Origin of the sequence: Mesorhizobium sp. M0894, assembly GCF_040319725.1 — a bacterium.
In the GTDB taxonomy this organism is placed as follows: Bacteria; Pseudomonadota; Alphaproteobacteria; order Rhizobiales; family Rhizobiaceae; genus Mesorhizobium.
In genome coordinates, this window is the sequence record NZ_JAMYOG010000006.1 from 218233 (window position 1) to 244625 (window position 26393).

At 64.3% G+C, this 26393-nt stretch carries 24 protein-coding genes; 7 read left to right on the top strand and 17 right to left on the bottom strand.

The annotated features are described in order from the left end of the window. Positions 1-44: 44 nt before the first annotated feature. Genes NKH91_RS14455 through NKH91_RS14480 form a run of 6 tightly spaced genes read right to left on the bottom strand, consistent with a single transcriptional unit; the run spans position 45 to position 7106 of the window. Positions 45-506 (bottom strand): MarR family winged helix-turn-helix transcriptional regulator, encoded by a 462-nt coding sequence (locus tag NKH91_RS14455; RefSeq protein ID WP_023718174.1) that lies wholly within the window; start codon positions 504-506, stop codon positions 45-47. Beyond that, entirely contained in the window at positions 503-1087 is a 585-nt protein-coding gene (locus NKH91_RS14460; RefSeq protein WP_023718173.1) for an amino acid synthesis family protein, read from the bottom strand. The genes NKH91_RS14455 and NKH91_RS14460 overlap by 4 nt, the downstream gene beginning before the upstream one ends. After that, a complete protein-coding gene (locus NKH91_RS14465) occupies positions 1080-1955 on the bottom strand; it encodes a UPF0280 family protein (RefSeq protein ID WP_352846894.1) in 876 nt (291 codons plus the stop codon). The genes NKH91_RS14460 and NKH91_RS14465 overlap by 8 nt, the downstream gene beginning before the upstream one ends. Next, positions 1955-3496, bottom strand: a complete 1542-nt coding sequence (locus tag NKH91_RS14470; RefSeq protein WP_352846890.1) for a 6-hydroxynicotinate reductase — start codon at positions 3494-3496, stop codon at positions 1955-1957. Before NKH91_RS14470 ends, NKH91_RS14465 begins: the two co-directional genes overlap by 1 nt. Further along, the gene (locus tag NKH91_RS14475) at positions 3493-6246 is read right to left on the bottom strand and encodes a molybdopterin-dependent oxidoreductase (protein WP_352846887.1); all 2754 of its coding nucleotides are present in this window, start codon (positions 6244-6246) and stop codon (positions 3493-3495) included. Before NKH91_RS14475 ends, NKH91_RS14470 begins: the two co-directional genes overlap by 4 nt. Continuing rightward, on the bottom strand, positions 6246-7106 hold the full coding sequence (locus tag NKH91_RS14480) for an FAD binding domain-containing protein (RefSeq protein WP_352484341.1): 861 nt from the start codon (positions 7104-7106) through the stop codon (positions 6246-6248). Before NKH91_RS14480 ends, NKH91_RS14475 begins: the two co-directional genes overlap by 1 nt. 272 nt (positions 7107-7378) lie before the next feature. On the opposite strand from NKH91_RS14480, the gene pncA reads away from it, so the two are divergent. Continuing rightward, positions 7379-7978, top strand: coding sequence for a bifunctional nicotinamidase/pyrazinamidase (gene pncA, locus NKH91_RS14485; RefSeq protein WP_023718168.1), 600 nt, complete (start codon positions 7379-7381; stop codon positions 7976-7978). Between the two features lie 40 nt (positions 7979-8018). After that, positions 8019-9446, top strand: a complete 1428-nt coding sequence (locus NKH91_RS14490; protein ID WP_023718167.1) for a sodium:proton antiporter — start codon at positions 8019-8021, stop codon at positions 9444-9446. Here NKH91_RS14490 and NKH91_RS14495 read toward each other — a convergent pair whose 3' ends face one another. The 8 genes from NKH91_RS14495 to gcvA all read right to left on the bottom strand — a co-directional run bounded on the left by NKH91_RS14495 (position 9447) and on the right by gcvA (position 18361). Beyond that, a complete protein-coding gene (locus NKH91_RS14495) occupies positions 9447-10166 on the bottom strand; it encodes an ABC transporter ATP-binding protein (RefSeq protein WP_352484342.1) in 720 nt (239 codons plus the stop codon). After that, positions 10159-10887, bottom strand: a complete 729-nt coding sequence (locus tag NKH91_RS14500) for an ABC transporter ATP-binding protein (protein ID WP_023718165.1) — start codon at positions 10885-10887, stop codon at positions 10159-10161. The genes NKH91_RS14495 and NKH91_RS14500 overlap by 8 nt, the downstream gene beginning before the upstream one ends. After that, the gene (locus NKH91_RS14505) at positions 10884-11846 is read right to left on the bottom strand and encodes a branched-chain amino acid ABC transporter permease (RefSeq protein WP_023718164.1); all 963 of its coding nucleotides are present in this window, start codon (positions 11844-11846) and stop codon (positions 10884-10886) included. Before NKH91_RS14505 ends, NKH91_RS14500 begins: the two co-directional genes overlap by 4 nt. Continuing rightward, complete coding sequence (locus NKH91_RS14510) at positions 11843-12724, bottom strand: branched-chain amino acid ABC transporter permease (RefSeq protein ID WP_023718163.1); 882 nt, start codon at positions 12722-12724, stop codon at positions 11843-11845. Before NKH91_RS14510 ends, NKH91_RS14505 begins: the two co-directional genes overlap by 4 nt. An 86-nt stretch (positions 12725-12810) precedes the next feature. Next, positions 12811-14115: an ABC transporter substrate-binding protein gene (locus NKH91_RS14515; RefSeq protein ID WP_352846884.1), complete on the bottom strand. Its 1305-nt coding sequence runs from the start codon at positions 14113-14115 to the stop codon at positions 12811-12813. Between the two features lie 163 nt (positions 14116-14278). Then, the gene (locus tag NKH91_RS14520; protein ID WP_352484343.1) at positions 14279-15721 is read right to left on the bottom strand and encodes a hypothetical protein; all 1443 of its coding nucleotides are present in this window, start codon (positions 15719-15721) and stop codon (positions 14279-14281) included. A gap of 168 nt (positions 15722-15889) precedes the next feature. Beyond that, positions 15890-17194, bottom strand: coding sequence for a nicotinate phosphoribosyltransferase (pncB, locus tag NKH91_RS14525; protein WP_352484344.1), 1305 nt, complete (start codon positions 17192-17194; stop codon positions 15890-15892). Positions 17195-17386: 192 nt separating this feature from the next. Further along, complete coding sequence (gene gcvA, locus NKH91_RS14530) at positions 17387-18361, bottom strand: transcriptional regulator GcvA (protein WP_023722516.1); 975 nt, start codon at positions 18359-18361, stop codon at positions 17387-17389. A 181-nt stretch (positions 18362-18542) separates the two neighbouring features. On the opposite strand from gcvA, the gene speB reads away from it, so the two are divergent. The 4 genes from speB to NKH91_RS14550 all read left to right on the top strand — a co-directional run bounded on the left by speB (position 18543) and on the right by NKH91_RS14550 (position 21871). Further along, positions 18543-19604: an agmatinase gene (speB, locus tag NKH91_RS14535; RefSeq protein WP_352846882.1), complete on the top strand. Its 1062-nt coding sequence runs from the start codon at positions 18543-18545 to the stop codon at positions 19602-19604. A gap of 138 nt (positions 19605-19742) precedes the next feature. Then, positions 19743-20552 carry a transporter substrate-binding domain-containing protein gene (locus NKH91_RS14540; RefSeq protein ID WP_352548066.1) on the top strand — a complete coding sequence of 270 codons (810 nt, stop codon included), beginning with the start codon at positions 19743-19745 and terminating at the stop codon, positions 20550-20552. Between the two features lie 6 nt (positions 20553-20558). Beyond that, the gene (locus NKH91_RS14545) at positions 20559-21227 is read left to right on the top strand and encodes an amino acid ABC transporter permease (RefSeq protein WP_352548064.1); all 669 of its coding nucleotides are present in this window, start codon (positions 20559-20561) and stop codon (positions 21225-21227) included. Continuing rightward, entirely contained in the window at positions 21224-21871 is a 648-nt protein-coding gene (locus tag NKH91_RS14550; RefSeq protein WP_023722520.1) for an amino acid ABC transporter permease, read from the top strand. Before NKH91_RS14545 ends, NKH91_RS14550 begins: the two co-directional genes overlap by 4 nt. Positions 21872-21887: 16 nt before the next feature. Here NKH91_RS14550 and NKH91_RS14555 read toward each other — a convergent pair whose 3' ends face one another. Continuing rightward, complete coding sequence (locus NKH91_RS14555) at positions 21888-23291, bottom strand: MATE family efflux transporter (RefSeq protein ID WP_352484348.1); 1404 nt, start codon at positions 23289-23291, stop codon at positions 21888-21890. A 229-nt stretch (positions 23292-23520) separates the two neighbouring features. On the opposite strand from NKH91_RS14555, the gene NKH91_RS14560 reads away from it, so the two are divergent. Then, positions 23521-24102 (top strand): histidine phosphatase family protein, encoded by a 582-nt coding sequence (locus tag NKH91_RS14560; RefSeq protein ID WP_031195179.1) that lies wholly within the window; start codon positions 23521-23523, stop codon positions 24100-24102. A gap of 14 nt (positions 24103-24116) precedes the next feature. Here the strand turns inward: NKH91_RS14560 and NKH91_RS14565 are convergent, their stop codons facing one another. Then, entirely contained in the window at positions 24117-25703 is a 1587-nt protein-coding gene (locus NKH91_RS14565) for an FGGY-family carbohydrate kinase (RefSeq protein WP_352846879.1), read from the bottom strand. Further along, a complete protein-coding gene (locus NKH91_RS14570; RefSeq protein WP_023722524.1) occupies positions 25700-26383 on the bottom strand; it encodes an HAD family hydrolase in 684 nt (227 codons plus the stop codon). Before NKH91_RS14570 ends, NKH91_RS14565 begins: the two co-directional genes overlap by 4 nt. Between the last annotated feature and the right edge of the window lie 10 nt (positions 26384-26393).

A 26393-nucleotide genomic window follows, 5' to 3' on the forward strand; every position in this document is an offset into this window, starting at 1 on the left:
AGCGCCCGGCAGGAGTAACAACTAAACGCTCGGCAGGTGGCAGCTCAAGCCAGCTTGGCCAGCAGCTTCATGAAAATGGCCGCCTCCTTGGCGGAAAGCGGTGCCAGCGTTTCCTGCGTAATCTCGCGGGCAAGCGGAATCAGCCGCTCGATCGCGTCGCGCCCCTCGGCCGTCAGATTGACCAGCAGGCGCCGTTTGTCGACTTCGTGTTTGCTAAGTTCGACAAAGCCTCGCGCTTTCAGCCGGTCGATGACACCTTTCACCGTCGCCGCATCCATGGCGATCAGGCTGCCAAGCTGGTTCTGCGAGGTCTCGCCGACGTCGCGCAATTTGGCCAGGGCGGCAAATTGCGGCGGCGTCAGATCGGCGATGTGTGCGGCGAAGATCGAGACATGGCGCTGGTGCGCCTTGCGCAGGATAAAGCCGACCTGCTCCTGCAAGCGATAGTCGTTTTCGTCAGGCTCCTCGGCCTCGACCAGCTTGAGCAGATTGTCTTCGGCGCTCACCTCAGCCCATCCCATGCCTTGATGTCCTTGGCGGCCAGCCCGCCCATGCGGTCATGCACGCGCGGGCCGCAGGTCATTGCGAGGCAAAACAGGATCTCGTCGGGACGCGGGCCATCGCTGATGCCGATTTCCATGGCATCGAAATGGCTGCGCACATAGGCCGCGTTGATGTGGCCGAGCGGCACATCGAGCCGCGCGCCGAAGCCGCCGACCTTCTTCGACGACGGCACGATCGACTTGGCGTCGCCAAGCCGTTCGCGCATGGCATAGCCGCCCGGCACATGCCACAGCGCGCCATGCTCCAGCTCGCCCGCCGCGCCGACGATGGCACCCTTGCCATAACCGTCGATCTGTTTCACGTCGCCGCCCAATGCGGCAATGAGCCTGTCGGAGAGCAGCAGCCCGAGCGGCTTCAAATCCTCCATCGCGCTCTGCAGTTCCTCGACGTAACGGCCGGCGAACGGGTTCTTCACCACAGCCATGGCCGCGGCGCGGCGCCGCGGCACCTTCGCCACCGGCCCGCCTTCGTGAAAAATCTCTTCGGTCAGCACGGCGATCTTGCGGATCGGAAACTCAGGCATGAGCAATTTCCCTCTCTAAAACTTTGTTGGCGAGCGCCATCGGACCTGCGATGCGCACCTGACCGCCGAGGAAAAGCGCCGCGGTGGCAATCAGGCCGCGCCGCCGAAACTCCTCGGCAACGGCAAATCCGCTTTCCAGCGCAATAGCGATTTCAGCGGCGGAAAGCGGCCCCACGCCCTGCGTCACCAAACGGTCGCCGAGATCGCTGTCCGGTGCGAGATCGTGCGCCCGTATGCGCCTAACGGCCGGATGACCGGGCACGTCGACGGCGTTGGCGATCAAGGTCGCGGCGGCATCGGCTTCAGCACCCGTCCGCGCCAGCACGGTGACGGCGTCGGCGATGCCCAGCGAAAAGGACCGGCCGCGCCAGCCGCTTGTTGCGACGCCGCGGATCCCGTCTTCGGCGCGGATCGTGAGACGGTCTGCCAGTCCGTGACCTGTTCCGGCAATGGCAAGCGTCATCGACTGGCCGTGGCCGAGATGGATCGCGCTGTCGCCGCCATTGTTGACATAGGCGCGCTCGAGCCGGCGGCCGGCAAGCAGAACGCCAAGCACTTCGTCGGCTACCGAGCCGGCGACGGCCGCCATCGGCGTGATGAATTGTTTCGCTAGCGGAACGACCGCCGCTTCCATGCGACGTGCCGTCGGGCCGACAAACATGCGAGGACGCAGCGGCGCCTGGCGACGCAGTTCGGGCAACTCTTCGACCAGTTCGGGCAGGATTGTCTGGAAGCGCGTTGCCGCCTGATGATAGGCGGCGCGGCATTCGCTCGCCTCGCCGAAGGCCTCGACGATCAGATCGATCGGCCCATGATTGAGGTGAAGCCTTCGGCCGTCCTCGAGCCAATGCGCCTGCGGGCCGTTCATCACCCTGCCCCATTTGTCGTCGCGCGCCGCAGCTGCACCAGCGGCGGCCAGGGATTGTCGCGAGGTGCGGCCTTGCCGCGGCGCGGGTTGAGATACTCGCCGCCCTTGGCCAGGATATCGTCGACGCTGCGGATTTCGGCTTCATAGCCGCCGAGCCTGACATAATCGTCGCGGCGCATGGTGAATTCGATGGGCGCCACCAGCGCCGGCGTCGGGACATAGCCGAAGGCGCCTTCCGGCACGCGGGTGACGTCGACCATCAGCGTGATGCCGCCGCCCGGCCAGACATAGACCGGCGCGCCGCCGACCGTCACATAGGTCTTGAGGCCCTGCACCGAGCGGGTCAGATTGACCGGGTTCTCGGTGACGCCGGCGCGCAGCGAGCCGCCGGCGCCGCCGACGAAAAGCACGGTGCAGAGCGCCGGCTCGCAATTGTCCTCGATCAGTTCAACCGACTTCCGCAGCCGCTCCGGGAACGGTTTCTGCACCGGCTTCAATTCGTCGTCGAGCTCGTAATAGGCGAATTGCTCACCGGTGGTCGAGACCATCAGCAGCGACATGCCGGGGCGCGCACCCTTTTTGGCGCTCCATTCACCAAGGATCGACAGCGGGTCGGAGATATTGGTGCCGCCCCAGCCGAGGCCGGGCTCCGACACCTTGAAATAGCGGCCCGGCGTCGAACGGCGGCCGATGATCTTGATGCCGGTATCCTGCCAGCCAAGCACCTTGCCCGCCTGATGCTCGGAGACGACGCCGGTGATGTGGTCGTCGACCACCACCACCTCGTCGACAAGGCCGCGCCACTGGGTGGCGAACATGCCTATGGTGGCCGAACCGCAGCCGACGCGCATGCGCTGCTCGAGTTTGCCGTCGATGACAGGCGGTTTGCCGGCTTCGACGATGACGGTGGCGCCGCCGTCGATGACGAGCTCGACCGGCTTGCGGTTGCACAGCCTGAGCATGGCATCACAGGTGGCGCGCCCTTCAGCCTTTGAGCCGCCGGTCAAATGATGCACGCCGCCCAGCGACAGCATCTGCGAGCCGTATTCGCCGGTGGTGACATGGCCGATCGCCTCGCCTTCGGCACGGACCGTTGCCGTTTCGGGGCCGATATGACGGTCGGTGTCGATCTTCACCTTGACGCCGCAATAGGAGAAGATGCCCTCGGTGACGACGGTGACCAGATCGACGCCCTCGACCTCCTGGCTGACGATGAAGGGCGCCGGCTTGTAGTCGGGATAGGTGGTGCCGGCGCCGATCGCGGTGACGAAGCGGCGGCCGGTGTTGACCAGTTCGCCGTCCCAGCCCTTGCCTTCCTCGGCAAAGGGCACGACCGCGCCGCCTGTCTCGGCCGCGTGGTCGAGGATGGTCAGCGGATCCATCCGCACGATCCTGCCGCCAACATTGCCGTAGCGATCGCAGGCGCCGGTGCGGCCATCGGCGATGTAGCACATGACCGGACAGGCATCGCAGCGGATCTTCTCCGCCACCAGCTTCTCGCCGGGATCGTGTGTCTCGAATCGTTCGGCAAGCTCGCTCATCGGCGCGCCTCCTTGTCGAGGATGGCGGCGCGGATGCGGGTCGGCGTCGCCGGAATTTTGGTGACCACCACACCGGCGGCATGGCGTATGGCGTTGAGGATCGCCGGCGCCGTCGGGATCAGCACATGCTCGCCCAAACCCTTGGCGCCGAAGGGTCCTTCCGGATCCGGAACTTCTATCAAGATGGTCTCGATCGGCGGCACGTCGCCGATCGTCGGGATCAGATAGTCGTGCAGGTTTTCGGTGCGGCCGGGGATGTATTCTTCCATCAGCGCCATGCCGATGCCCTGGGCGATGCCACCCTCGATCTGGCCTTCGGCAAGCAAGGGATTGATGGCCTTGCCGACATCGTGCGCGGCGGTGATTTTTATCAGCTTCACGGTGCCGAGCCTGAGGTCGACCTCCAGTTCGGCGATCTGGGCGCCATAGCCATAGACGGCGTAAGGCTTGCCCTGACCTTTTGCATCGAGCGGCTGCGTCGGCGGGTCGTAGCTTTCCTCGGCCCGGAAGACGAATCCTTCGGCGTCTGCCTTCAGCGAGGAAAGATCGATGCGGCGCGTCGCTTCGCCTTCCCCGATGCTCAGACTTGTGCCGTCCAGCGCAATCGCCGCCTTTTCCGAGACATTGGCGAAACGCAAGATCTCATCGCGCAAGGCGCGGCCGGCCTTTTCGGCGGCCTTGCCGGTGACGAAGGTCTGGCGCGAGGCCGATGTCTTGCCGGCGTCGGGGGTGATCGCCGTGTCGGCGCCTTTCAGCCGGAGCTTTTCAAGCGGAAGCCCCAACGCGTCGGCGCAGATCTGCGCGATGACAGTGTTCGAACCTTGCCCGATATCGACCGCCCCCTGATGCAGGACGACTTCACCCGATACCGAGATGCCGACCTTGATGGTCGACGGATTGGGCAGCGAGGTGTTGCCGCAGCCGTACCAGCAAGAGGCCACGCCGACGCCGCGTTTTTTGATGCTGCTGCGGGCATTGAACGCTTCGGCATCGCGAAGGGCACGCTGCCAATGTGAGCGGAGGGCCTCCAGGCAGTCGGCGATGCCGACGCCCGACTCGAGCCGCTGCCCGGTAACTGTTTCGGATCCGTTCCGAAGGCAGTTCTTCAAGCGGAAGTCGAGCCGGTCCATGCCGAGCTTGTCGGCCAGCTCGTCATAAAGGGTCTCCTGCATGATCGTCGCCTGCGGCACGCCGAAGCCGCGAAAGGCGCCGGCAATCGGGCCATTGGTGTGGATGGCGCGGCCTTCGGCGCGATAGTTCGGCGTCGCATAGGGGCCGGAGGCGTGCACCGGCACGCGGTTGGCGACCGTCGGCCCCCAGCTGGCATAGGCGCCGGTGTTGAAATCGCCGGCGAAGACCATGCCGGTGACACGGCCGTCGGCATCGGCGCCGATGCTCGCTCTCATCCGAGCGGGATGGCGCTTGGTGGTCGAGATCATCGATTCGGTGCGGGTATAGGCGAGTGCCGCCGACCGGCCGGTTTTCATGGCGACGAGGCCGATGAGCGGTTGCAGCGAGACATCGAGCTTGGAGCCGAAGCCGCCGCCGGTGGCGGTCGGCACGATGCGCACCTTTTCCGGGGCAAGGCCGAGCACTTTTGCCGTGTCGTCGCGGTCCATATAGGGGGCCTGCGTGCAGGCGACGACGACCAGCGTATCGCCGTCCATGAAGGCATAGCCGGCTTCCGGTTCGATATAGGCATGCTCGACATAGGAGGTGTCGATGGCGCCGGAAACGACGAAAGCCGCACCGGCAAGGGCGGCCTCGGGGTCGCCACGCTCGACGAAGCCGGAGGTGAGCAAGTTCGAGGGCCGGTTTTCATGGACCAGTGACGCACCGCCGGCCTGTGCTTCGCAAGGCTCCAGAAAATGCGGCAATTCGGTCCAACTGACAGGAAAATCGGCAAGGTCGAGATCGACGATGGCCTCGCGTTCGCCGGCAACCAGCGCCACCGCCTCGCCGCGAAAGCGCGAAAATGCTTCGGCCAGCGCCGGCTGGTCGGCGAAGGGCGCGATGACGCCGAAACAATTCTTTCCCGGAATGTCGGCGGCGGTAAAGACGCCGGCAATGCCGGGACGGGATTTCACCCAGCCATCGAGATCGCCGAAGCTGAAGGCCGCATGATAATGCGGCGAGCGGATCACCAGCACCGACAGTGCATCCATGGGAAAGGAATCGCCGCCGAATTTTTCGACGCCGGTGACTTTCGGCACGCCATCGAGGCGGATCGGAGAGGAGCCGACGGCATGGCCGGACAATGGCATGCGCGGATCGAGACCATCGGCGTGGCGCCAAGCATCCATCACCGCGGCGACGATCTTGCGGTAGCCGGTACAGCGGCAGAGCACGCCGCCCAGCGCATCCTGCGTTTCGGCCTCGCTCGGGTAAGGCGTCCTGTCCAGGAGTGCCGTTGCGGCGACCAGCAGGCCGGGCGTGCAGGCGCCGCACTGTGCTGCGCCATGGCTGAGGAACGAGGCCTGCAGCGCCGACAGCCTGCCGTTGGCGAGACCTTCGACGGTCGTTACCACGGTGCCGGAGGCGGAAGCCGCCGGCGTCAGGCAGGCGCAGACCGGCTCGCCGTCGACCAGCACCGTGCAGGCGCCGCAATCGCCGGCATCGCAGCCGATCTTGGTGCCGGTCAGCCGCAGCTCGTCGCGCAGCACCGCGGACAGCCGTCGCACCGGCGGTACGCAAACGCTGACGGCGGCGCCGTTGACCTCGAAGGCGATGTTGGCTCGCTCCATGCCCATCAGGCCGCCGCCCTTTCGCCGGGAATAGCGCCCATCGCACCAAGCACGGCGCGGACGACGATCTCGCGCGCCGCATCCAGCCGGTATTCGGCGCTGCCGCGCACGTCGCCGATCGGCGACAGATCGTCCATTGGCGCGGATTGGATGGCAGTGGCCAGCGCGGGGCCGACCGGACGGCCGCGCAGCGCCGCCTCGACGCCCGCCAAGCGCCTGGCGACGACCGAGCAGGACCCGACGGCGACGACCGCGTTCCTGACGATGCCATCTTCGATGGCCAGGCGTGCGGCGGCCATGGCGATGGAGATGACGAGATAACGCCGTGCGCCAAGCTTCACGAAGGCGGAGCTGCCGGCGGTCGCGGGTTTGGGAATGCGGATTGCCGTGACCATTTCGCCGGGCTGCAGAGCGGTGCGACGGTTGCCGAGGATGAATTCTGCAAGGGGCAGATGCCGGGTCGCCACCGAGGAACGCAGTTCGACCTCGGCGTCGAGCACCAGCAGCGCCGGCACGCCGTCGGCGGCCGGCGAGGCATTGCAAAGATTGCCGGCAATCGAGGCAACGTTCTGGATCTGCACCGAGCCGACTTCCCGCGCCGCCTGCTTCAGCGCGTCGAAAGCCGCCGGCAGCGGATGGCGGACGAGATCGGTCCAGGTGGTGCGCGCGCCAACGAGCCAATGGTTCTCGGCTTCGGCAATGCCGCGCAATGCCGCCAAGCCATTGATGTCGAGGACATTGTCGCGGAAAGGCTTGCTGCCCTGTGCCGGATAGAAGTCGGTGCCGCCGGCGAGGATGCGCCATTGTCCTTCGCCCAGCAAAGCGAGGGCGTCGTCGACCGTGGTGGGTTTTGCGTAACGGATCACGCTTTGCCTTCCCAGAATGGACTTCCCGAGAGGGGATCCTGCCGAAAGATTTTCCCGAGCATGCAAGGCAGGAAATTCATTCGTATGCAAATGATATCAAGCCGGCAGGAATTGTCAAAGCCAGAGTTTGCACGGCTATGGGCACCGGTGCGCCCGGAACGCATTTGTTATGCCGTGAGAGGTTGACGCAGCCGGCCATCTGGTCAAGTTTCTGCGTCCGGTCGCGTTTTCATTGGAGCCTAAGCTCAAGACCAAGAAAATAAGGAGGCTCCATGGCCGACGAAGCGCTTGTCGTCATCGACCTGCAGAACGATTTCTGCCCGGGTGGCGCCCTGGAAGTGGCTGGCGGCGACGAAATCGTGCCGTTGGTCAACGACCTGATCCGGCGGACCGAGCACGTCCTGCTGACGCAGGACTGGCACCCTGCCGGCCATTCCAGCTTTGCCTCCAGCCACCCCGGCAAGCAACCGTTCGAAACGATCGATGTGCCTTATGGCCACCAGACGCTGTGGCCGGATCACTGCATCCAGGGCAGCCTGGGATCGGATTTCCATTCGGGCCTCGCCTGGAGCAAGGCCGAGCTGGTGATCCGCAAAGGGTTCCGTCCTGCGATCGACAGCTATTCGGCATTCTTCGAGAACGACCGGACGACGCCGACCGGCCTTGCCGGCTATCTTCGGGATCGGAACATCGAGACGCTGACCCTGGTCGGCCTAGCGACGGATTTCTGCGTCGCCTTTTCGGCGCTCGACGCGGTCAAGCTCGGTTTTGAGACGTCCGTGCGGCTCGACGCCTGCCGCGGCATCGATCTCAACGGCTCCGTGGAGAGGATGCTGGGCCGGATGCGCGATGCCGGCGTGGCACTGATTTGAACGTCATCCAGCCGAACCTGACAGACTTTTGAGGGGCTCCATGCGGTTTGCGGCGTTGACGGCAAGTGCTGCACTGATTGCCGCAATCTTTTCTCCGGGAGCGGTTCTCGCGGCCGAAGCGCACGAATTGCCGGGCGCCGCCATGTCGCTGTGGTGGGTGCTGCCGTTTGCCGGGCTATTGCTTTGCATCGCGACCGGGCCGTTGCTCTTCCGTCATGCCTGGGAGCACCATTACGGCAAGATTGCCGCTTTCTGGGCAGCGTTGGTGATCGGGCCGCTGGCGCTCGCCTTCGGCATCCCGTCGGCAACGCAGGCGGTGCTGCACGCGCTGCTCACCGAATACATGTCGTTCATCATCCTGTTGTTCGCACTGTTCACCATTTCGGGCGGCATCTTCGTTGCCGGCAACATCCACGGCACGCCGCTGGTCAATGCCGGGCTGTTGCTGGGCGGCGCTGTGCTTGCTTCGATCATCGGCACAACCGGCGCCTCGATGATCCTGATCCGGCCGCTCATCCGCGCCAACGACAACCGGCGCTTCAACGCCCATGTCGTCATCTTCTTCATCTTCCTGGTGTCCAACATCGGCGGGTCGCTGACGCCGCTCGGCGATCCGCCGCTGTTCGTCGGCTTCCTGCGCGGCGTCGATTTCTTCTGGACGACAGTTCACCTGTTGCCCGAGACACTGTTCGTCGCCGGCGTGGTGCTGGCGGTTTTCCTGGCGATCGACATCATCATGCATCACCGGGAGGAAGGCGCGCCGAAGATCAAGGATCCGACGCCCGACAGCAAGGTGCGCATTCGCGGCCTGGCCAACATCCCGCTGCTGGCAGGGGTGATCGCCGCGATCCTGATTTCCGCTGCCTGGAAGCCGGGAGTGAGTTTCTCTTTTCAGGGCGTCAGCCTCGAGCTGCAGAATCTGGTGCGCGACGCCGCCATCCTGATACTGGCCTTCACGTCGCTTGTCGTCTCGCCAAAGGAGTTTCGCGGCGCAAACGCCTTCAGCTGGGGGCCGATTGCCGAGGTGGCGAAGCTGTTCGCCAGCATCTTCATCTGCATCGTGCCGGTCGTCGCCATATTGCGGGCCGGCCTCGACGGCGCGCTGGCGCCGTTGGTGCTGCTGGTCAGCTCGCCGACCGGCGCGCCCGACAATCTCGCTTATTTCTGGCTGACCGGGGCGCTGTCGTCCTTCCTCGACAATGCGCCGACCTATCTGGTGTTCTTCGAGCTGGCCGGCGGCGATGCGCAGCATCTGATGACCGAGCTCGCCTCGACGCTGGCGGCCATCTCGGCCGGCGCGGTGTTCATGGGTGCCAACACCTATGTCGGCAATGCGCCGAATTTCATGGTCTATGCCATTGCCAGGCATCGCGGCATCAAGATGCCGAGCTTCTTTGGCTACATGGCGTGGTCGGGCGCCGTGCTGATCCCGACTTTCCTGCTCGCCGGCTTGCTGTTTTTTGCCTGATCAGCCGACGCCGACATAGCGGCGGACCGCCGAGGGATCAGCACGCAGTTCCTCAACGTCGACCGTCTCGCGGTTGCGGCCGTTTTCGATGAAGCAAACGCGGTCTGCGACCGAGAGCACGGCATCGACGCGCTGCTCGACAAGGATTGTCGACACGCCAAGCGCACGCAGCTTCGAAACGGTTTCGCGGATCTTGGCGATCATCGACGGCATCAGCCCTTCGGTCGGCTCGTCGAGTAGGAGCACCTGTGGTTCCAGACACAGGGCGCGGGCCATGGCCAGCATCTGCTGCTCGCCGCCCGATAGCGTGCCAGAACGCTGCCTAAGGCGCTGGCGCAGCAGCGGGAAGAGATCGAGCACGTTTTCGCGCGTCGCCTTGCCCTTGTTGCGGGCCATCAGGCCGATCTCGATGTTTTCAGCCACCGTCATCTCGGCGAACAGCCGCCGGCCCTGCGGCACATAGGCGACGCCGGCCTTGGGCACCTCGTGCGCCGGCAGGCCGGTCAATTCCCGCCCTTCGAGCCGGATCGAGCCGGCGCTTGCCGGCACCAGGCCCATGATCGCCTTCAGCGTCGTCGTCTTGCCGGCGCCGTTGCGGCCGAACAGGCAGAGCACCTCGCCCTCGCTCAAGACGAGATCGAGGCCATAGAGCACCTGGACCTCGCCATAGAAGCAATCAAGCCCGGAGATCGTCAGTGCCCTGGACTGGGCCTCAGCCATGGGTCGTCCCCAGATAGGCGTCCTGCACCGCGGCATTGGCGCGGATCTGCTCGGGCGTGCCTTCAGCTAAAATCCTGCCGGCGTTGAAGACGGTGATGCGGTCGGCGAGCTGCATGACCACCGGCATGTTGTGCTCGATCAAAAGCACGGTGGCGCTATCGGCGATCTCGCGCACCAGTTCGATGAAATTGTCGATCTCGCTGTCGGCCAGCCCTTGCGTCGGTTCGTCGAGGATCAGCAGCCGCGGCTTCAGTGCCAGCCCCATCGCCACTTCCAACAGGCGCTGGTGACCGTAGGACAACTGCCCGGCCGGCATTTGCGCCCAGTCGGCAAGTCCGGTGCGCTCGAGCGCCGCCATGACGCCGGTGTGAACCGCGCCCTTCGAGCGGCTGTCGGTCAGCGTGCGCTGCACCGGCAGGGCAACATTGTCGTAGGCGCTGAGATTGGCAAAGACGCTGGTGATCTGGAATGTATAGGCGATGCCAAGGCGAACCCTGGCGTAGGCAGGCAGGCTGGTGATATCGGCGCCGTCGAAGATGATCGTGCCCGACGAGGGCTGGATGCGGCCGCTGACCAGGCTGACGAAGGTGGTCTTGCCGGCACCGTTGGGGCCGATGACAGCGCGGATCTCGCCCGGCATCAGCGCGAAGTCGACGCCGTCGACGGCGCGCAAGCCGCCGAAACTGCGCGACAGGTCTTTGGTGGTCAAAAGCGGCATCATGGCAGCCATCCGAGCCAGCGCTGGCGAATGCTGCCGAGAATGCCTTTTGGGAAAAACAAAACCAGCAGGATCAGCGCGATGCCGACGATCAGCAGATAGGCGGAGGTGTAGCCGCTAGCGACGTCGATGACATAGTACATGAACAGCGTGCCGATCAGCGGCCCGAGCGTGGTGGCAGCACCGCCCAGCAGCACCCAGAGCAGCGGCAGGATGGAATACTGCACCGAAGCGAAGCTCGAGCCGACATAGCCGAACAGCAGCGCATAGGCGGCGCCGGAACCCGCGCAGATGGTGCCGGAGACGATGACGGCGGCGAGCTTGTTGGAAAACGTATCGTAGCCGAGCATTTTTGTCCGCTCCTCGTTCTCGCGGATGGCGACCAGCACGCGGCCATAGCCGGAGCGGACTATGGCCAGGCTTATAAGCAGCACGATCGAGAACAGCGCCAGCGCGCTCATATAGCGCACGGTCGGGTTGGTGAGGTCGAGCGACGTGCTGCCCAGGACAAGGACACGCATCGACTGCGGTACGACCATGCCCTGGTCGCCGCCGGTCCAGGCGGCGAGATAGAGGATGACGAGATAGAATACCTGAGCGAACATCATTGTTACGATCATGAAGGCGACGCCGGAGGTGCGCAGCGCCAGCAGCGCGATCACCAGCGCGAGAAGTGCGCCGCAGGCAAGCCCGGCTGCAAAGGCGGCCGATACGCTCCAGCCGAGATGAATGACGGCGAGGCCGGCGCCATAGAGCCCGGCTGAAAAAAACATGGCATGGCCGAGGCTGAGCAGCCCGACATAGCCGAACAGCAGATTGTAGCCCATGGCGAAGACCGCCAGCACCATGATGCGAGCGAGCAGGCCGTGATGGTATTCCGGCAAGACGAAGCTCAGGGCGAAAAGCAGGGCGATGACGCCGAGGTGCAGCGCATATGGCTTTGCCGGCGAAGCATCCTTCATCGCGATGCCGTCCCGAACAGGCCCTGCGGCCGGAACACCAGCACCATGGCGACGAGCAAGGTGGCGATGATCTTGGCCAGCGTCGGTGAGAAGAACACCGAGATGATGCCGTCGGAAAGGCCGATCAGCACCGCGGCGACGACCGTGCCGCGCAGCGAGCCGAGGCCGCCGATGATGACGACGATGAACGACAGCAACAGCGGGTCTTGTCCCATCAGATAGTGGGCCTGGCTGATCGGCACGATCAGCACCGCGGCCACAGCCGCCAACATGGCGCCGAGCGCGAAGACGCCGGCATAGACTCTGGTCACCGGAATGCCAAAGGCCTGCGCCGTCTCGCTGTCATATTGCGTGGCGCGCATGATGAGGCCGATTTTCGTGCGCGTCAGCACCAGCCAGGTCGCGACCAGAAGCAGCGCGGATGCGGCGATGATCGACAGCTTGTAGCCGGAATAGCCGAACCACGGCAGGAGGATGCGGTAGCTGAACGGCGGCTCCACAGGCCGCGCCTCCGGGCCGTAGAAGGTCAGCGCCAATTGCTGGATGATGTAGAGCATGCCGATGGTGGCGACGATGGTGGCTTCCGGATTGTAGTTGAGCCGGCGCAGGACCAGCCGTTCGGCGAGCAGTGCGATCAAGCCGACGATCAGCGGCGCCAGCACCAGGGCGGCCAGGAAGCCGAGCGCCGGATGGCCGGATATCGCCGTAGAAATCGCCCAGGCAAGCACCGCGCCCAGCATGAAGAACTCGCCATGCGCGACATTGACGACGCGCATGACGCCGAACACCAGCGACAGGCCAAGCGCCGTCAGCGCCAGGACGGCGGAGGTGACGAGGCCTTCGAGGGCGGCGAGGAGCAGGTGGGGTCCGAAGTGCATCGGCTAAGCACCGGCGGATGCGCGAAGCACCCCCCTCTGGCCAGAGGGGGGTGTCTTGGCGCTCACGCTTGCTGCAGCAGCCAAGCTCACAGCGCCTGCGTCGTGTAATCCCCTTCCGGCTCGTAGAGGCCGTCCTCGATCTTGGTCTTGTGGACGACATTCAGCCGGCCGCCTTCGACCTTGGAGATGTTCTGGATACCAAAACACTGGTGGATCTTGCCGTTGAAGGTTTTCGGTCCCTGCGGATGCTCGGGCCCCTCGGCGAACTCGGTCAACGCCTCGGTCGCCTCGACCAGCTTGACGCGGTCTTCCGGGCCCTTATAGCCGGCATCCTCCATCGCCTTCTTGACGACGTAGAGCGTTTCCCAGCAGCCGAACATGTGCGCGGCGGTGGAGACGTCCTTGGGATCGCCGACAGATGCACCATTGTCGTCGATGCCGACGGCGGCACGATAGGCCTTCTGTGCAGGGGAGTCATCGGGCTGCGCATAACGTGGCGAGCCTTCCCAGAAATGGCTGCCGTCGAGGAATTCGAGGCCGGGGCTGTTGATGTCGGTGGCTTCGAGCGAATCGATGAAGCCGAACAATTGCGGCCGGTTGGAGCCGTAGAACTCGCCGAGTTCCTTGACGAAGGTGAGCACCGCCGGGCCGACCATGACGTGGTAAATCACCTCGGTCTCGGCCGGGATCTGCGGAAAATATTTGGTGAAGGAGGATTCCGTCGGCGGGATGGCGATCTGCGCGATGACCTCGGCGCCTTGCGCCTTCAGCGCCGGCGGCAGGTAGTCGCGATGATCGTAGCCGAAAGCGAAATCGGGGAATATCTGCGTCACCTTCTTGCCGGCATTGGCGGCAATCCACGGCGCCATCGACTGGATCTGGCTCTTCACGTCGGTGATGCCGGGCTGGAAGACGTAGCGGTTCAATTTGGTCGACGCGACGTGGTGACCTTCACTGACGACGAAATAGGGCATCTTGGCCTCGCCGGCGGCCGGCGCCGAGCCGATGACGACATGCGAAAACAGCGTGCCGTAGACGATGTCGGTCTTGTGCTGGGAGGCGAATTTGCCGACCACTTCGGCGCCCCGGCCGGGATCGGTGCCGTCATCCTCGATGATCACCTCGACCGGCCGGCCGTTGATGCCGCCGGCATCGTTGATCGCCTTGACCGCCGCGGCCGTGGTCTTCTCGTACCAGCGGCCATAGGCGGCGCCGATGCCGGTGCGGTGCGACTGGAAGCCGATCTTGATCGGCGCCGAGCTCTGCGCCTGGCTGTAGCGCACGAAGCCCGGCGCGACGGCAAGACCGGCGCCGGCGGCAAGGACCTTCAGCGCCGTGCGGCGGGTGAGAGCGGATCTGGAGAGATCGAAAAACCCATTCTTGTCAGTCACGGCAGTTCCCCTTGTTTTTGAGCTTTGACCAATGGCTGTAGCGAGGCGGGCCACTCTTGCTAAGAGGGCCGAAAATTGCATGTGTACAAACTAAATCACCAAAGCTCTGACGTGGCAAGCGAGCTTTCCCCAAGGTTCGATTGACGGGCATCGCGCATCTCGTTCACCCGGCGGTTGGCGTCGCAAGCAGCCACAAGCCGAAGACGGTGTAGGCGATCATCAGCGCGGTGAGCGGGAACTGGCTGAGCGCGGCGCGAGCGGGAACGGGATGCAGCCGCCCGGCCAAACCGTGGGCGACAAGCACTGCAAACATGTGACCGGCTATGATGACGCCGGCCTGGAGGTTCCACAGCCACCAGGCCGAGCCGGCGCCGGCGACGACGCCGGCTTCAATTGGCATGTCGGCGGTACCGAACAGGTTCCAGCCCAGCGCAAACGGGTCGGAGAGCGCGGCAATCGCATATTGGCCGTCGACCAGCAGCGCCGTCAGATAGTGCGCGAAGTGGTAGGCGAGCGCGATCGGCACGATCGACCGGACCAGCAGCCCTGCGGCGTGAGCGAGGGAATGCTTGCTGCCGGCAAGGTGCTGGCCAAGAAAGACGGCAAGCGCGAACACGGCCGCAAGCACAACAAAGGTCAGCACAAGGCCGAAACTGCCGATGCCGATCAAGGCGGTGCGTCCCGGAAACTCCAGCGGATTGATGCCGAACCGGCCTAGCCAGAAGAAGGTTTTCGACAGGCCGTCGAAGGATACCGACGACAGCGCAAGCAGCAGGAAAGCGACGCCGCTGAGCGACAGCGGCGCAACCTCGAGCAGCTTAGCGCCCGGCCAGCAGAGTTTGAGCCGGCCGTCCTCGTTGCGTTCGACAATGGCGAAGCGCGCCACCATCGAAAAGAACACTGTCAGGAACTCACCGCTGCGGGTCCAGCCGCGGTAGCCGAAGACCTGCATGGCCGCGAAGCTTAGCAGCCAGTAGACGCCGGCGGCCCAGGCCAGCCGCGCCGGGTCATCGGGCGCCGGGTCGATCAGCTCGAACCAGGCGAAGGCGAAGAACAGCACGAAAGCCGGCCAATAGCCGAGCCACTGGGGCGGCCGCCGTGGCTCGGTTCTGTCGGACAGGCGCGAGACGACGCGGCAAGGCCCGTACCACGGATTGAGCCACGACCAGAGATCGCCGCCGAGCCCTTGCAGCAAAGCCAGCCCAACCCAGAGCAATGTCCATACGGTCAGCGGCAGCGGATTGGAGAGCGGATCGCGGCTACCGAACAGGCCGGCGGCAATGAGAATTGCAAAGCCGGCAAAGGATATCAGGCTGACGGCAGTCCGCGCGCCGTCGCCGAAGGTGAAAAGCGGCAGGCGTTTGTGCCAGAAGCGGTCGAGGGAGTCCGGCCGCAGTAGCGCCAGGACAAGGAAACTGGCGGCGACGGCGAGCGCGCCACCGGCGAGGTAGTAGCCGGTGGGAAGCAGTAGCACGTAGCCGCGGTCGGAGGCATGGGCGAAGGCGGGCGCGGGTGACAGGAGAGCCACCGAAGCAACGAGGCCGGGAAAGGGCCTGATTGCAGAAATGCAGCGCTCTGCGGCGCCCCCCTCTGTCCTGCCGGACATCTCCCCCACTTGGGGGGAGATCGGCGGTTCCGCCGTCGGCTCTCCTTCTGCAACTTTAGCGATTGGCGAAAGCAGCAATGAGGGCGCAATCTCCCCCCTCGTGGGGGAGATGTCCGGTAGGACAGAGGCGGGCGAGAAGGAACTCATACTACGCAAGAGTTCCCTACCTCACACCTTCACCAACTGCTCCACGCGGTCCTTCTGGCCGAAAATGCGCAGATAGCGCTCGATCTCTTTCTCGTCGCCTGTCGACTTGGCCGGATTGTCGGAAAGCTTGACCGCCGGCCTGCCATTGGCCTCGGTGACCTTGCAGACCAGCGAGATGGCGTCGAGCCGGTTGGTCTCGGTCGGTGCGCAGCCTTCGAAATCATTGGTCAGGTTGGTGCCCCAGCCGAAGGACATGCGCACCTTGCCGCGGAAGTGGCGGTAGGTCTCCTCGATGGTCTCGACCTCAAGCCCGTCGGAGAAGATGAGCAGCTTCTGCTTGGGGTCCTTGCCCTTTTCGCGCCACCAGGAAATGATCTTCTCGCCGCCCTCGATCGGCGGCGCGCTGTCGGGGCGGAAGCCGGTCCAGTCGGCGACCCAGTCCGGCGCATCGCGCAGGAACGCCGCGGTGCCGAAGGTGTCCGGCAGCACGATCAGCAAATTGCCGCCGTAGTAGCGCTGCCAGTCCTGCAACACCTTATAGGGCGACTGCTTCAATTCCTTTTCCGAATTGGTGAGCGCGGCGAACACCATCGGCAGCTCATGCGCGTTGGTGCCGAGCGCTTCGAGGTCGTTGTCCATGGCGAGCAGGACGTTGGAGGTGCCGGTAAAGGCCTCGCCGATGCCCTCCTTCAACGCTTCGACGCACCAGCGCTGCCACAGGAACGAATGACGGCGGCGGGTGCCGAAATCCGAGATGCGGATGCCGGGCAGCGCCTTCAGCCGCTCGGTCTTGGCCCACATCTTGGCCTTGGCGCGGGCATAGAGCACGTCGAGCGCGAACGGCCCGAACGCCCGCATGGCCGCGCGAGATCGAAGTTCATTGATAATTGCCAGCGCCGGGATCTCCCACAGCGTCGTGTACATCCACGGGCCGCTGAAGGCGAGTTCGTATTGGCCGTCGCGCCTGGAGAGCTCGTATTCGGGCAGCCGGAAATTTTCCAGCCAGGCGAGGAATTCCGGTTCGAAGATCTGCTTGCGGCCATAGAAGGTGTTGCCGCCGAGCCAGATCATCTCTTTCTTCGAGAAGCGCAAGGTGCGGGCATGGTCGAGCTGCTCGCGCAGCTCCGTCTCGTCGATCTCCTCGGCAAGGCGGACCGAGGTGGTACGGTTGATCAGCGAGAAGGTGGCGTCGACCTTGGGATACATGCCCCAGATCATCTGCAGCATCAGAAGCTTGTAGAAATCGGTGTCGAGCAAGCTACGCACGATCGGGTCGAGCTTCCAGGTGTGGTTGTAGACGCGCCGCGCTATATCGGTCTTTGCCATCGCTCAATGCGCCTTCGCTGCTCGTTCTAGCTTTTGTCTAGCGCAATTCCGGACGGAAAACCGCTGCGCACTTTTCCTGGAATTGCTCCAAATGCCTCTTAGCATCGAATTTTTGAACGCGCCTCCCGCTTTGCGGGCTGGCCCGACAAAAAGAAGCCCCTGCGGCAAGCGGCGCCCACGGCAGTTTCGGCCTCAGGATGCGGTCTTGGCGCCGACCACCTTGAGCGCTGGACGCTTGCGGCGAAAGCCGATGCGGCCTGCCACCGGCGCGTCGGCGCGGCGATCGGCCTGCTCTTTCTCGGCAAACAGCCAGTCGATGAACAATTGCACGATCGGCGCCGACCGCATCTCGTTGCGGCAGACGACGTAGAAATCGTCGACGGCCGGCACGGAAAGGCTGAATGGCGCGACAAGCAGACCCCTGGCGAGCAGTCCGCTTGCCGTCACCGTGTCGCCGAGCGCCACGCCATGGCCGTGGACTGCGGCCTCGGTCGCCATGCGCGCGTCGCCGAGATGGTGGCGGCGGCCGCGCTCCAGGTCCAGCGCATCGGCGGCGGCCAGCCAGGTGTGCCATTCGCGGCCGTCGTCGCCATGCAGGAAGACGTGATCGGCGAGGTCGCGGACGGTGCGGATCGGGCGGTTGTTGATCAGCGTCGGGCTGACCACCGGGAACAGTTCGAGACCCGACCATTTGCGCATCCAGCAATCGGTCCAGCTGCCGTCACCATAGTGCACGCAGACATCGATATGCGGTGCGCGGACGTCCTTGGCATCATTGGATGGGATCAGCGTCAGCCGGATATCCGGATATTGCGAAGTGAAGCTGCCCAGCCGCGGGATCATCCACAGCAATAGCAGCGCCGGCACGCAGGATACCGATAGCGCGCCGGTGCTGGCCGGCCGTGTCATGCGCTGCGTGGCGGCGGCAATGCCGTCGAAGGCTGTCGACACCGCCGGCAGCAATTCGGCGCCGTGCGGCGTCAGCTTCACCCGCTGGCCGGCACGCTCGAACAGCTTGACGCCCAACGATTGCTCGAGCGCCTTGATCTGATGGCTGATGGCACCGTGGGTGACGTTCAGCTCGGCCGCCGCCTTGGTCAGCGAGGCATGGCGCGCCGTCGCCTCGAAGGCGCGCAGCGGGTTGAGCGGTGGCAAACGCTTGGCCATTTGGAACCTGAGCTCTGTGAGATTTTCTCACAGCGAACACCCTAACAATATCAATTGATTTTTCAATGCAGCTACAGGACACTTTGCCCAAGCATTGCATCAAGACGTGAAATCTGCAGGCAGCCAACGGCTGCGGCTATCGAGGCCGCCGTCCGCGCTGCACCAGCCATGGAGGACCGACATGGGTTATGACCGCGGCAAGCTCGAAGCGCTGCGCCGCAAATACGGCGAGAGCCATGGCGGCGAAATGTTCGACCCGAAATTCCAGCGTGTCGCCGACAAGATCTTCTCCAAGACCGGCACGCGGCTGGCGCCCTATTCCGGCATCCCGACCTTCCTCGCGGCGCCCTATCGTGAAATCGCCGCCGACAATCCGGATTTCGGCGATCTTCAGGTGGCGATGATCGGTGTGCCGATGGATCTGGGCGTCACCAACCGGCCGGGCGCCCGTTTCGGGCCAAGGGCGCTGCGCGCCATCGAGCGCATCGGCCCCTACAATCATGTGCTGGAATGCGCACCGACGCATGAGCTGAAAGTCGCCGACATTGGCGACATGCCGTTCCAGAGCCGCTACCGGCTGGAGACCAGCCATGACGACATCGAACGCCGCACCAACCAGATCGTCGACGCCGGCGTCCTGCCCTTGTCTGTCGGCGGCGACCATTCGATCAGCCACCCGATCCTGAAGGCTGTCGGCAAGAAGGCGCCGGTGGGCATGATCCATATCGATGCCCATTGCGACACCAGCGGCCTGTTCGACATGACCAAGTTCCACCATGGCGGTCCGTTCCGCAACGCGGTGCTGGACGGCGTGCTCGACCCGAGCCGCACCATCCAGATCGGCATTCGCGGCTCGGCCGAGTACCTTTGGGAGTTCACCTACGAGTCCGGTATGACCGTGGTGCATGTCGAAGAGGTGACCGGCCTCGGCATCCCCGCCATTATCGAGAAGGCGCGCAGGATAGTCGGCGACGGCCCGACCTATGTCTCCTTCGATATCGACAGCATCGATCCCGCCTTCGCGCCGGGCACCGGCACGCCGGAGGTCGGCGGGCTGACGACGCGCGAAGTGCTCGAGCTGCTGCGCGGCCTGAAGGGCCTCAATATCGTCGGCGGCGACGTCGTCGAGGTGGCGCCGCAATATGACGCGACCACCAACACGGCGCATGCCGGCGCGCAGGTGCTGTTCGAGATCCTCAGCCTGATGGTCTTCAGCCCGGCAATCACCAGCAAGGCGGGCTGACACGCTCGACCATGATCCCGAAAAGTGGGAACCGGTTTTCGGAGACGATCATGGTCCACTAGAAAATCCCAAAGGCGACCGCCGCGCTGGAGCCGGCGGTTGCACTCACATAAACAAGCTTCCAGCAGGGGAACGACAATGACATTTCACATGAAACTCAAATCATCCATCGCCGCCGTGCTGATGCTCGGCGCAACCGGCTTTGGTTTCACGACCCAGGCCGCCAATGCCGACGCTATCGACGACATCACCAAGGCCGGCGCCATCAATGTCGGTATCTTTTCCGATTTCCCACCCTTCTCCTCGGCCAGCGCCGACATGAGCATCAAGGGCTACGACATCGACGTGGCGCAATCCATCGCCGAGCAGCTCAAGGTCAAGCTCAATCTGGTCAGCGTGACCGGCCAGAACCGCATCCCATATCTTACCGACAAGCGCGTCGACCTGCTGATGAGCGTCGGCTATTCCAAGGAGCGTGAGCAGGTGATCGATTTCGCCGCCGCCTACGCGCCTTACTACATCGCCGTCATCGGCCCGGCAGCACTTTCGGTCAAAGGCAAGGAAGACCTTGCCGACAAGTCGATCGCCGTCAATCGCGGCACGCTGGAGGACACCTCGCTGACCGAGGCAGCACCCGCCTCGGCCGACATCCGCCGCTTCGACAACTATAATTCCGTCATCCAGGCCTTCATCTCGGGTCAGACCCAGCTGATGGTGGTCGGCAACGATGTCGGCGCCCAGGTGCTCGCCCGTCAGGAGGCGCTGAAGCCGGAGCAAAAGTTCCAGCTTCTCACCTCGCCCTCGCATATCGGCCTCAACAAGAAGGAAGACCGCCTCAAGCAAGCGGTCAACGATGCAGTTGCCAAGATGCTGGCCGACGGGAGACTGGACGAAAGCTCGAAGGCCTGGCTGAAGACACCGCTCGATCCCGCCAATCTCAAGGATTGACGGCCGGTGACCTATAGCCTCGACTTCGGCTGGCTTGCCGGGGCGACAGGGGCGATCGCGCGCGGCGCGGCCACGACGATCCTGTTGATCGCCGTGACCACGCTGGCGGGAACGTTGCTCAGCATCCTCGGCGCGGCAGGGCGGCGAAATGGCCCGCTGCTGCTCAAGCGGGCGATCGGCGTCTATGTCGAGGTGATCCGCAACACGCCGTTCCTGGTGCAGCTGTTCTTCATCTTCTTCGGGCTGCCAAGCATCGGCGTGAGGCTCGATCCCGTGCTGGCAGCCATGCTGGCGATGACGCTCAACATGGCGGCCTACACGATCGAGATCGTTGGCGCCGGACTCGACGCGGTGCCGCCCGGGCAGACGGAAGCGGCAATGGCGCTTGGGCTCAGGCCGCGCCAGGTCTTCATCAAAATCGTGCTGCCGCAGGCGCTCAAGGTGATCTATCCGGCGCTGACCAGCCAGATCGTCATCATGATGCTGGAATCCGCCGTGGTGTCGCAGATCGCGGTGCGCGAGCTGACCTATGAAGCCGACATGCTGCAGGCGCGCACGTTCCGGGCTTTCGAGACCTATTTCGTGGTGACGATGGTCTATCTCATCCTGTCGATTGGGCTGCGCCGGCTGCTGGTCGGCGGCGGTCGCCGGCTTCTTGGAGCCGGCGTGTCATGATCGAATTCACCTTCTGGGACATTCTGCGCAACCTGCTGCTGGCGGCGCGCTGGACGGTGCTGTTGTCGTTGGCTGCCTTTGTCGGCGGCGCCGTGGTCGGCATGATCGTGCTGTTCTTCCGGATCGCCAAGAATAAATGGGCGCGCCGGTTTGCCTCCGGCTACATCGCGCTTTTCCAGGGCACGCCGCTGCTGATGCAGCTCTTCCTGATGTTCTTCGGCTTGCCGATGCTGGGCCTGCGCATCGAGCCGTGGACCGCGGCGGTGCTTGGCCTGACCTTCTTTGCCAGCGCCTATCTCGCCGAGATCTGGCGCGGCGGCGTCGATGCATTGCCACGCGGCCAGTGGGACGCCGGCGCCAGCCTCGGCCTGCACTATCTGCAGGAACTCCGGCTGATCATCCTGCCGCAGGCGTTTTCGATCACCCGCGCGCCGACCGTCGGCTTCCTGGTGCAGCTGATCAAGTCGACCGCGCTGACCTCGATCATCGGTTTCGAGGAGCTGGTGAGGACATCCAACGCAATCAACAATGCGACCTTCGAACCGTTCAAAGTCTACGGGCTGGTAGCGCTGATCTTCTTCGTCATGTGCTTTCCGCTGACGCAATATGCGCGCTCGCTGGAACAGCGGGCGGCGGCCCGCTGAGCGGGCGACCAGCAATTCAACGCCCGAACACCAGCGGCGGCGCGATCCTGTCCCGCCGCAGCCAGCGTCCCAGCAGGAGTGCAGCAACCACCGCCAGTCCCGACGATAGGCCGATCCAGATGCCGACGCCGTTGAAACCGAAATGGAAGGCGAGCAGCACGCCGAGCGGCAGGCCGATGCCCCAATAGCCGATCGCGGCATAGATCATCGGCACCTTGGTGTCGTGCAGGCCGCGCAGCATGCCGCTGGCTACCGCCTGCGCACCGTCAAAAACCTGGAACAGCGCGGCAAAAGCGAGGAACGACACGGCCAGCGCGACCACCTCGGCATTAGCCGGATTGCCCAGATCGATGAAGGCCCCGATCAAGAGGTGCGGCCACAGGATCATCACTAGCCCCATCAGCGCCATGAAGGAGACACCGACGACATAGGCGGTCCAGCCAGCCCGGCTGACACCTTCCGGATTGCCGGCGCCGTGGGCAAGTCCGACGCGCACCGTCACCGCCTGGTTGAGGCCGAGCGGCACCATGAAGGTGATCGAGGCGATCTGGATGGCGATCGCATGGGCGGCAAGCGAAGCCGCATCGATCAGGCCCATGAGAAAGGCCGCCGCGTTGAAAATCGTCACCTCAAACGCCAGCAGGCCGGCGATCGGCAGGCCGAGCCGCAGCAGGCCCTTGAAGCGCGGCCAATCGGCCCGCCAGAAGCGTCCGAACAGACGATAGCGCCGGAATTTCTTCTCAAGCATCACCACCGCCGCCATGCCGGCGAACATTAACGTGCTGGACAGCGTGGTGGCGAGGCCGGAGCCGGCGATGCCCATCGATTGGATGCCGAGATTGCCGAACATGAACAGCCAGTTGAAAAAGGCGTTGCAGGCGACGGCAACGAAAACGATGATCAGTGCCCAGCCCGGCCGCTCCAGCGCCGAAATAAACGAGCGCAGGACGATGTAGCCGAAAAAGGGCAGCACCGCCCATTCGAGCCAGCGCAGATAGATGCCGGCCTGATGCGCCAGTGCCGGTTCCTGACCCATGGCCAGCAACACGGCCTCGCCGTGCCAGAGAAAGACCCAGATCGGAATGCAAATGAGGATCGCCAGCCACAGACCCTGGCGCACGGTGCGGCGCAGGTCGCGCACCGAGTGGCGGCGACGGCCGAGCTCGGTCGCCATCATCGGCGAGGTCGCCAGCATCAGGCCAAGTCCAAAGATCAGCGGCATGAAGTAAAGGTTGGCACCAAGCGCACCGCTGGCCAGCGTGTCCGGCCCCAGCCGCCCCATCATCATGACGTCGGTAGCGGTCATCGCGGTCTGACCGAGATTGGTCAGCACCATCGGCCAGGCGAGCGCCAGCATCGCCCTGATTTCCCGACGCCAAAGGTTTTCCGGCGCGCGAGCGTCGGCTTCGATCGCAGACATTTTTTCCGCCTATCCGATTGCGGCACGTCGGCAAGAGCCGGAAGCCGCGTCTCAGCGCGGAAAATGGCCAAGATCGGCCGGATTCCGCATTACGACGGGTTTGTCTATGAAATGGGCACCGGAGGCAAGAGGCTAACTTGCGGAAGGGTTAAGCCAGTCGGCTCAATGCAGGCTATTGGAGAGGCCATGGAAGCCGCTATGGTCACGGTGGATTCCTTTGAAAGGCAGCCTGATGAGCGCGTTTCCCGAAATCTATCTGGTTCGGCATGGCGAGACGGAATGGAGTGCGTCCGGAAAACATACCGGCCGGACCGACATACCGCTGACGCCGGCCGGCGAGGACGCGGCAAGGCGGGTCACTGAGCGGCTAAAGGGTCTATCCTTCTCGGCGGTGTGGTCGAGCCCGTCGCAGCGCGCCTTCAACACCTGTGCGCTGGCCGGCTTCGGCTCGTCAGGCGTGAAGAAGGACGATCTGGCGGAGTGGGATTATGGTGCCTATGAGGGATTGACCACCAAGCAAATCCTCGCCGAGCGTCCCGGTTGGCGGCTCTTTCGCGACGGCTGCCCGCGCGGCGAGTCCGCCACGGATGTAGGCTCGAGGGCGGACCGGATCGTCAGCCAGTTGCTCGAGGCCAGCGGCAATGTCCTGGTCTTCTCAAGTTCGCATTTCCTGAGGGTGCTAGCCGCACGCTGGCTCGGCCTGCCACCGCAAGACGGCGCGCTTTTCGTGCTGGATACCGCCAGCGTAAGCGTGATCGGTTATGAGCACGGCCTTGACGAACCGGTCGTCCGGCGCTGGAACCAGAGATAGCCGCCGATCCCGATCTATCGGATCGCGTCCAGCGCCTGCCTTTGCCGATGCATCTCGAGAAACACGCGGTAGTCGCGATCGAACCGGCCGGCGGCAGCCGGATTGGGCTCGCGCGTCCTGCCGCCTTGCTGCATAGCGACGCAAGCGGCGTTCAAATCGGGAAAAAGCCTGGCAGCGGTGGCGGCAATCATGCCGGTGCCGAGCAGCACCGCCTCGTCCGCCAGCGGCTCGACCACCGTGCATCCGGTGGCGTCGGCATAGAGCTCCATCAGCAAGGGGTTCTTGGTGTGGCCACCGGTGACATGCAGCGTGTCGATCAGATAGCCGTTCTCGTTCAGCGCCTCCAGCACATGGCGGACGCCAAGCGCGATGCTGACGGCGGTGCGCCAATAGAGCTTGCACAGACTGTCGAAGGACGAATCCAGCGTCAGCCCGCTGATGACGCCTACGGCATGCGGGTCGGCGAGCGGCGAGCGGTTACCGTGAAAATCGGGCAGCACATGCAGCCTGGCGGCGAGGTTGTCTCCTTCAGCGGCGCGCAGCTCGGCGACGCGGCGGGCGATCCTGGCATGCATGGCGGCATCCGGCTCGCCGCCGGCGCCATGCCAGCGGATGATGTGATCGAGCAGCGCGCCGGTGGCCGACTGGCCACCTTCCGACAGCCACAGGCCGGGAAGGGCGGCGCCATAGTAAGGACCCCAAACACCGGCGAAAGGCTGCGGATCGGGCGACATCGCCATGACGCAACTCGACGTGCCGGCGATCAGAGCCAGATGGCGGCCGATGTTGGTCGCGTCACCGGCGAAGCCGCCGAGCACGCCAAGCGCGCCGGCATAGGCATCGATGACGCCGGCGCCAACCCGGCATTTTTCGGTGAGGCCAAGCTCCGCCGCGGCTTGCGTGTTGAGCGCACCGATATCTGCGCCGACCGGGCTTGCCTTTCCCGGCAGATTGCCGTGCTCGAAAACGTCGCCGAGCCCGACCGCTTCGAAGAAGTCGCGCCGCCAGCCGGTCTCTTCATGGGCCAGATAGGTCCATTTGGCGGTCAGCGTGCATTGCGAACGGGCGAGCGAGCCGGTCGCCTTCCAGGTGAGGAAATCGGTGAGGTCGAATAGGTAGCCGGCTTCGTTCCATGCTCCGGGTAGGTTGCGCTTCAGCCACATCAGCTTCGGCGTCACCATTTCCGGCGACATGACGCCGCCGATATAGTCGAGCACGGCATGGCCGCTTTCGGTGCATTCGTCGGCCTCGGCAATGGCGCGATGGTCGAGCCAGACGATGGTGTCCCAGCGTCTTTCGCCAGTGACGGACACGCTGAGCTGGTCGCCATGCCGGTCCCGCACCACCAGCGAGCAGGTGGCGTCAAAGGAGATGCCGACGATATCCTCAGCCTTCACGCGCGCCTTTTCGCGGGCAGCGCGGACGGCCATGCACACCGCCGACCATATATCCTGCGAATCGTGCTCGGCGTGGTCGGCCTTCGGCTGTTGCATGGCGATCGGGTGCTCGGCGCGGCCGAGCAAGGCGCCACCGGTGTCGAGAATGCCGGCACGGGCGCTTCCGGTGCCGACATCGACCGCGCAAACGAAACTGTTGGTCAAGGTGTTCTTGCTCTCGCTCCCAGGCCTGCAATCAGATCGGGCAATTGCAGCATGTCAGCGAATATAAAGTCCGGCTCACTCGACGCAAGCCGCGCTTTCAGTGCCGGGTTGCCGGTGTGCGAGCCCCCGGTGAAGGCAAGGACGCGCATGCCTGCCACCCGCGCCGCTTCGATGCCGGCCGGGCTGTCCTCGACGACGAGGCAGTTTCGCGGGTCCGCTCCCATTTTAGCAGCCGCATGGAGAAAAAGATCGGGCGCCGGTTTGCCCCGCGCCACCATGGCAGCGCTGAACAAATGCGGCTCCAGCAGCCCAAGCAACCCCGTAACCTTGAGCGCATAGCGGATCCGCTCCAGCGTGCCGGAGGAGGCGACGCAGCACGGCACGCCGAGCTTCGGCAGGACCTGTGCCATGCCTGGCATCGGTTTCAGCTCCTGGCGAAACTTGCGCATCAGTTCGGAGCGCATCTCGGTCAGATGCTGGTCGGTGAGATCGAGCCCGAAGTCGCTTGCGAGGATTTCGCGGACGCTCTTCATGCTCTTGCCGAGGAAGTGCTCGTAGGCAACGTCCTCGCTGACGTTGCCGCCGGCAAGCGCGATCATCTCCAGCAATGCCGAGACGGACAGCATCTCGCTATCCACCAGCACGCCGTCACAGTCGAAAATGACCAGTTCAGGCGTCATCGCGCTGGAT